Here is a 6,731-nt window from a genome sequence, read left to right on the forward strand (position 1 = left end):
AATGGCGCCGCGTTATATTAATTCTGTTGTCGGATGGTCATTAGGTTGGTCTCGGTGTGGTTATTTATATAAATAGCGCGTCGAATAATTGCCATATCAATAAGTTCGCGGTTTCTGGGCTGGTGGTTAAGCTGTTGATTTTCAAATTCTAATGTGCGAAATGCAATTTCCGCGTCGAAAGGAAGTACGTCCAGCAGTGTCGGAGAATGTGTAAGGACCCCATTTTCCGGGTATTTAACGTAGTGGATTGCATGTAGCGATGGGTTTTTACTGAAGCCATACCCGCGTTGGGCCTCTTTGTAGGCCAGCAAAGCTTCCTCGTAGGTTTTTGGGGCAGAGCTAACGGCGTAGGTTTTTAGTTTGTCCGGTAACGCCCGTTCATTTTGTATGATCGTATCTGCGAGAGCTTTCAAGTCCGCACTGTAGGGACGGCCATTTGCCCTTTCAGGTAAAGCGATAGTTTCTGGGGATGGAGGAAGCATTTCAGCCAAGTTCCTCTTATAAGATCTGACGGCATCTTTTACCGAGGAGAAAAATTTAATATGCCCCGTCGGATCCACTGCATTCCTTGGATCCCCAGCACAATACGCATAAGCATTCAACCCACCCTCCCCAAACGGACTCCAACTGTCCGGACTATTAAACCTCATCAAAACCGGATTAAACGCCCGATACCCGTTTCCCAGTAAATAATGCCCCGTCACCGGATCCGGCCGTTCGCCATTAAACCCCAGCAAACTGAGCAAACCGTTTTCCGCCGGGCGATGACCGTAGGGCGTGTAAGCGAGGGGATGTGTTTGAGTTGCATCGTGGGCAGTCAACACTGTCCGCTGTTGATCAGTCGCCAGCAACGTGGCGTCGGCCTTCAAATTCTCGCGTCGTAACTGCGCCAACAACTGATCGTCATGCTGGAAGACGCTGCGTTGCACCGCGCCCTGTATCTCGGTCGCCAGCCGGCTTTTGCAATAAAAACGCTGGATGCCGGCTTCCGCGGCTGGCGAACAGTCGGTCAGGCGGTCCAGCGGATCATAGTGATAGCGGCACAGTACGGTTTTGCGAGGATCGGCAGGCATACACCGCACTCCATGCAAGGTCCAGGAATCAGGACCTCCAGCATCGGCGGTTTTCCAGGCGCTGCCTACTATCAGAACTGCTAGTCACCACTACGCAGCACGGCAATCCGCCGATCCTTCTCGGTCCACAGCTGATTCACCCATTCCTGCACCTTCTGGCGAAACACCGGGTCGTTTTCGTAATCGCCTTGCCACAGCGCCGGGTCCAGTTCGCGGGTCTGTATGTCGATGATGACTCGGGGCACCGCGCCGCTGATCAAATCCCAGAACCCGGGGATCCGGTCCTGCGGGTAGACCACCGTGACGTCGAGGATGGCGTCCAGTTGCTCACCCATCGCCGCCAGTACGAACGCCACGCCACCGGCCTTGGGCTTGAGCAGGTGGGTGAAAGGCGATTGTTGCTGTTGGCTTTTGGCCGTGGTGAAGCGCGTGCCTTCGAGGTAGTTCACTACGGTGACCGGCTGGCGCTTGAACAGCTCGCAAGCGGCCTTGGTGATTTCCAGATCCTTGCCGGCCAGTTCCGGGTTCTTCGCCAGGAAGGCCTTGGTGTAGCGTTTCATGAAGGGGTAGTCCAGCGCCCACCAGGCCAAGCCGAGGAACGGTACCCAGATCAGTTCTTTCTTGAGGAAGAACTTGAAGAACGGCGTGCGGCGGTTGAGGGTCTGGACCAGGGCGGGGATGTCGACCCAGGATTGGTGGTTGCTGATCACCAGGTAAGACGTGTCGCGGCGCAGGTCGGCGCCGCCGCGGATGTCCCAGCGGGTGGGGATGCACAAGGCGAAGATCAGCTTGTCGATTTCCGCCCAGGTCTCGGCGATCCACATCACTGCCCACGAGGCATAGTCCCGGAAGCGTCCGGGCAGGATCAGCTTGAGCAGGGCGAACACCATCAACGGCCCGAACAGCACCAGGGTGTTGAGTAACAGCAGCAGGGTGACGAAACAGCCGGTGAGCAGGCGGCGCATAGATGACTCTTGCAGACGGATGGACGGGCCATCATAAGCAGCTTCGGGCAGCAGGCCAAATGGGTGTGGACGAATGTTTCACCTTTTGGCGGGTATGCTGGGTTTGCTTCTGTGGCGAGGGGATTTATCCCCGTCGGGCTGCGCAGCGGCCCAATCTCTGTGCAGCGATTGGGCACTATGGCGAGCGCTTCGCACTCGAACGGGGATAAATCCCCTCGCCACAAGGGCAGCGCAGTGGTATCGAGGGCGACCGAACGAATCCATCGGCCACTGTCTAAAATCCCACCCCACACAGGAAGCTTTATTGCATGAAATCCATTCTCGCCTTGCTGTCCCTTGTGGTTTTTCCAGCGCTGGCCGCCGAGCCGACCCTGTACGGGCGCTACGAATACATCGCGCTGCCGGAGATCGGCGGCGAGGTGCTCAAGGCCAAGATGGACACCGGCGCGCTGACCGCGTCGCTGTCGGCCAAGGACATCGAGACCTTTACCCGCGATGGTGATGACTGGGTACGGTTCCGCCTGGCGACCAAGGACGCGGACAACAAGGTCTACGAGCATAAGATCGCCCGCATCAGCAAGATCAAGACCCGTTCCGAAGAAGATGAAGACGACGACGAAAAGATTGCGCCGAGCAAGCGCCCGGTGGTCGACCTGGAGATGTGCCTGGGTAACGTCAAGCGCACCGTGGAGGTCAACCTGACCGACCGCAGCAGCTTCAACTACCCGTTGCTGATCGGTGCCAAGGCGCTGCGCGAGTTCGGCGCGGCGGTGAACCCGGCCCGGCGTTATACCGCTGACAAGCCGGACTGCTGATTTCCCCGATTGACGTGCCCCAAGGGTTGGGGCACCGTTCCGGCACCTTTACTGTCGGGCTCGGACGCCATGCCTCACATTCTGATTGTCGAAGACGAAGCCGCCATCGCCGATACGCTGGTGTTTGCCCTGCAAGGGGAGGGCTTTGACACCACCTGGCTGAGCCTCGGCGCGGCGGCGCTGGAGCACCAGAAAAACACCCCGGCGGACCTGATCATCCTCGATGTGGGCCTGCCGGATATCAGCGGATTTGAAACCTGCAAAAATCTCAGACGTTTCAGCGACGTTCCGGTCATCTTTCTTACAGCCCGGGATGGCGAGATCGACCGGGTCGTTGGCCTGGAGATCGGTGCCGACGATTATGTGGTCAAGCCGTTCAGTCCTCGTGAGGTCGCGGCCAGGGTCCGCGCCATTCTCAAGCGTGTGGCGCCGCGCCCGGCGCCGGAGCTGGGCGCGATGTTGTTTCAGGTGGACAGCGAGCGGGTACAGATCAGCTATCGCGGCAAGCCGTTGAACCTTACCCGCCATGAATTCCGTCTGCTGAACTGTCTGCTTGAACAGCCGGAGCGAGTCTTCAGTCGCGAACAGTTGCTCGATGCCCTGGGTGTGGCCAGTGATGCCGGCTACGAGCGCAGCATCGACGGCCACATCAAGAGCGTGCGCGCCAAATTGCGCCTGGTCAGGCCCGAGGCGGAGCCGATCCAGACCCATCGTGGTCTCGGCTACAGTTACAGCCCGGGGCATAGCTGATGTCGTTGGGCATCCGGATCTTCCTGGTCTATGTACTGTTCATCAGCCTGACCGGGTATTTCGTGTTCGGCACGGTGATCGAACAGATCCGCCCTGGCGTGCGCCAGTCCACCGAGGAAACCCTGGTGGACACCGCGAACCTGATGGCCGAGATCCTGCGCGATGATTTCAAGGCCGGCACCCTCAACCAGAATCGCTGGCCGCAGCTGCTCAGGGCCTACGGCGAGCGCCGGCCGGCGGCGACCATCTGGGGCTTGCCGAAAAACCAGGTCAGCCACCGGATCTATGTCACGGATGCCAAAGGCATCGTGGTGCTGGACTCCAGTGGTGTGGCGGTGGGCCGGGACTACTCGCGCTGGAACGACGTGTACCTGACCTTGCGCGGCCAATACGGTGCGCGTTCGACTCGCGCCAACCCGGATGATCCGGCGTCATCGGTGATGCATGTCGGCGCGCCGATCCGCGACAATGGTCGGATCATCGGCGTGGTCACCGTCGCCAAGCCCAACAGCTCGCTGCAACCTTATATCGACCGTACGGAGCGGCGCCTGCTGCTTTATGGCGTCGGGCTGATCGGCCTGGGCCTGTTGCTCGGCGCCTTGCTGTCCTGGTGGCTCAGTTCGGCGCTGCGCCGCTTGACCCGCTACGCACAGGCGGTCAGCCAGGGACAACGGGTCGAAGTGCCGCATTACCGCGGCGGCGAGTTCGAGCAACTGGCCGGCGCGGTGGACCACATGCGCACCCAACTGGAAGGCAAGGCCTACGTCGAGCGCTACGTGCATACCTTGACCCACGAGCTCAAGAGTCCGCTGGCGGCCATTCGCGGTGCCGCCGAACTGCTGCAGAGCGACATGCCGCCGGCCCAGCACCAGCGCTTCGTCAGCAACATTGATAGCGAAAGCATGCGCATGCAGCAGTTGATCGAGCGCTTGCTCAACCTGGCCCAGGTCGAGCAGCGCCAGGGTCTGGAGGAAGTCGTCGCCGTGCCGCTGGCCGGGTTGTTCGAGGAACTGCTGGAAGCGCGCAGTGGCTGGATCGAGAGCCGGCAGTTACGCGTGGAACGGCAAATTGCTGCGGACCTGACGCTGATGGGTGAACCGTTCCTGTTGCGCCAGGCGTTGGGCAATCTACTGGAGAATGCCTTGGACTTCACGCCGGTCAATGGGCTGCTGCGCATCAGCGCCGAGCGTATCGGAAACCGGGTCGAGATTCGCCTGTTCAACCAGGCCGAACCGATCCCCGACTACGCCTTGCCGCGCCTGAGCGAGCGTTTCTATTCCTTGCCGCGACCGGACAGTGGCCGCAAGAGCACCGGGCTGGGGCTCAACTTCGTCGAGGAGGTGGTGCAGTTGCATGGTGGGGAGCTCGGGATTGGTAATGTCGAGGGTGGGGTCGAGGTGGTGTTGCGGTTGCCTTGAAATGAGCTTCCCTTGACGGAACGCCGTCGTGGCGAGGGAGCTTGCTCCCGCTCGGCTGCGTAGCAGTCGCTTTCTGAGGAGCGCTTCGCACTCCAGCGGGAGCAAGCTCCCTCGCCACGGGGTTTCGGCCTGTAAGAGCGGTTGAGTCTCCACACAAACTCCACATTCAGCTCATAAACATCCCACAAAACCTCTCCAGACTCTCTCCCATTCGAACAGGGAGAGCCCCACATGAACCGCAGCCTCGCCATGAAACTGGGCATGATTGCCCTACTGATTCTTCTGCTGATGATCCCGCTGTTGATGATCAATGGCCTTATCGACGAGCGCCAGGAACTGCGCGACGGGGTGTTGCAGGACATCGCCCGCAGTTCCAGCAACAGCCAGCAGTTGATCGGGCCGATGATCGTGGTGCCGTTTCGCAAGGACGTTAAGGTCTGGAACACTAACGAGAAGACCGGCGTGCGCTTTCTGGAAACCGTTGAGCACAGGGGAGAATTGTATTTTCTGCCGGAGCAATTCGAACTCGACGGCCAGGTCCGTACCGAGACCCGCGCGCGGGGAATCTACGAGGCGCGGTTGTTCCACGCCGAGAACCGCATTGACGGGCGTTTCAAGGTGCCCGAGCGCTTTGGCCTGTCGGCCAAGGAAGCAGCGGATTACCGCTTCGACGAACCGTACCTGAGCGTGGGCATCAGCGACATTCGCGGCATCGAGAACGCGCTGACCCTGAAGCTCAACCAGCAGACCGTCGATTTCCTGCCTGGCTCGCGGGTCGGCTGGCTGGGGCAGGGCGTGCACGTGCCGCTGCCGATGGTCAATGCCCAGGCCAGCGCCGACCTGACCTTCGGCTTCGACCTGAGCCTGCAGGGGACCGGTGAGTTGCAGGTGCTGCCGGTGGGCAAGACCAACAAAGTGCACCTGAGCGCCGACTGGCCGCACCCTAGCTTCATCGGCAACTACCTGCCGACCAACCGCGAGATCAATGAACACGGTTTCAGCGCTGACTGGCAGACCTCGTTCTTTTCCACCAACCTCGAAGAGGCCCTGCAGAGCTGCATCGACAGCGATAGCTGCGAAACCTTCCGCAGCCGTGCCTTTGGCGTGAGCTTCATCGACCCGGTGGACCAGTACCTCAAGAGCGACCGGGCGATCAAATATGCGCTGCTGTTCATCGCGCTGACCTTCGCTGGTTTCTTCCTTTTCGAAGTGCTCAAGAGCCTGGCGGTGCACCCGGTCCAGTACGCCCTGGTCGGTGTGGCGCTGGCATTCTTCTACCTGCTGCTGTTGTCACTGTCGGAGCACATCGGCTTCGCCCTGGCATACGTGTTGTCGGCCAGTGCCTGTGTGGTGCTGATCGGGTTCTATGTCTGCCATGTGCTGCGCAGCGTGAACCATGGCCTGGGGGTCTCGGCGGGACTGGCGGCGTTGTACGCCTTGCTCTACGGCTTGCTGAGCGCCGAAGACTACGCGCTGCTGATGGGCTCGCTGCTGCTGTTCGGCCTGCTGGGGGTGTTCATGGTGCTGACCCGCAAGCTGGACTGGTATAGGGTCGGAGCCAAGCCTGTTGCGGCCATGAGCTTTGATCTGGGAGAGGTGAAATGAGCCGGTCGTTGGGCTTGCGTGAGGATCAGCGAGTGGGGGAGGTGTTGGTGATGCGCATTGCCGGGTTGTTTCCTTTGGATCCGTTGCGCGGCCATCGCGAGCAGG

The 6,731-nt window shown here is 60.2% G+C and carries 6 protein-coding genes; 4 read left to right on the forward strand and 2 right to left on the reverse strand.

The genetic code is table 11. From position 1 onward, the window contains the following. Window positions 1-17: 17 nt before the first annotated feature. Both ACLEJR_RS24615 and ACLEJR_RS24620 read right to left on the reverse strand, forming a co-directional pair. Complete coding sequence (locus ACLEJR_RS24615) at window positions 18-1,073, reverse strand: RHS repeat-associated core domain-containing protein (protein WP_440817162.1); 1,056 nt, start codon at window positions 1,071-1,073, stop codon at window positions 18-20. An 80-nt stretch (window positions 1,074-1,153) separates the two neighbouring features. After that, window positions 1,154-2,038, reverse strand: coding sequence for an acyltransferase (locus ACLEJR_RS24620; RefSeq protein WP_440817163.1), 885 nt, complete (start codon window positions 2,036-2,038; stop codon window positions 1,154-1,156). A 308-nt stretch (window positions 2,039-2,346) separates the two neighbouring features. On the opposite strand from ACLEJR_RS24620, the gene rloA2 reads away from it, so the two are divergent. The 4 genes from rloA2 to creD all read left to right on the forward strand — a co-directional run bounded on the left by rloA2 (window position 2,347) and on the right by creD (window position 6,626). After that, window positions 2,347-2,853 carry a retropepsin-like aspartic peptidase RloA2 gene (gene rloA2, locus ACLEJR_RS24625; protein ID WP_440796312.1) on the forward strand — a complete coding sequence of 169 codons (507 nt, stop codon included), beginning with the start codon at window positions 2,347-2,349 and terminating at the stop codon, window positions 2,851-2,853. Between the two features lie 69 nt (window positions 2,854-2,922). Further along, window positions 2,923-3,603 (forward strand): two-component system response regulator CreB, encoded by a 681-nt coding sequence (gene creB / locus ACLEJR_RS24630; RefSeq protein ID WP_440817166.1) that lies wholly within the window; start codon window positions 2,923-2,925, stop codon window positions 3,601-3,603. Further along, window positions 3,603-5,021: a two-component system sensor histidine kinase CreC gene (gene creC / locus ACLEJR_RS24635; protein ID WP_440796316.1), complete on the forward strand. Its 1,419-nt coding sequence runs from the start codon at window positions 3,603-3,605 to the stop codon at window positions 5,019-5,021. The genes creB and creC overlap by 1 nt, the downstream gene beginning before the upstream one ends. A 231-nt stretch (window positions 5,022-5,252) precedes the next feature. Further along, the gene (gene creD, locus ACLEJR_RS24640; RefSeq protein ID WP_440817167.1) at window positions 5,253-6,626 is read left to right on the forward strand and encodes a cell envelope integrity protein CreD; all 1,374 of its coding nucleotides are present in this window, start codon (window positions 5,253-5,255) and stop codon (window positions 6,624-6,626) included. The last annotated feature ends 105 nt before the right edge of the window (window positions 6,627-6,731 follow it).

This window comes from Pseudomonas sp. SMN5 (assembly GCF_052041925.1).
Classification (GTDB): Bacteria; Pseudomonadota; Gammaproteobacteria; order Pseudomonadales; family Pseudomonadaceae; genus Aquipseudomonas.

Bases quoted from the DNA above. Each gene is read 5' to 3' on its own strand.
- creB (WP_440817166.1), top strand. From the start codon at position 2,923: ATGCCTCACATTCTGATTGTCGAAGACGAAGCCGCCATCGCCGATACG.
- ACLEJR_RS24615 (WP_440817162.1), bottom strand. From the start codon at position 1,073: ATGCCTGCCGATCCTCGCAAAACCGTACTGTGCCGCTATCACTATGAT.
- creC (WP_440796316.1), top strand. From the start codon at position 3,603: ATGTCGTTGGGCATCCGGATCTTCCTGGTCTATGTACTGTTCATCAGC.
- rloA2 (WP_440796312.1), top strand. From the start codon at position 2,347: ATGAAATCCATTCTCGCCTTGCTGTCCCTTGTGGTTTTTCCAGCGCTG.
- ACLEJR_RS24620 (WP_440817163.1), bottom strand. From the start codon at position 2,038: ATGCGCCGCCTGCTCACCGGCTGTTTCGTCACCCTGCTGCTGTTACTC.
- creD (WP_440817167.1), top strand. From the start codon at position 5,253: ATGAACCGCAGCCTCGCCATGAAACTGGGCATGATTGCCCTACTGATT.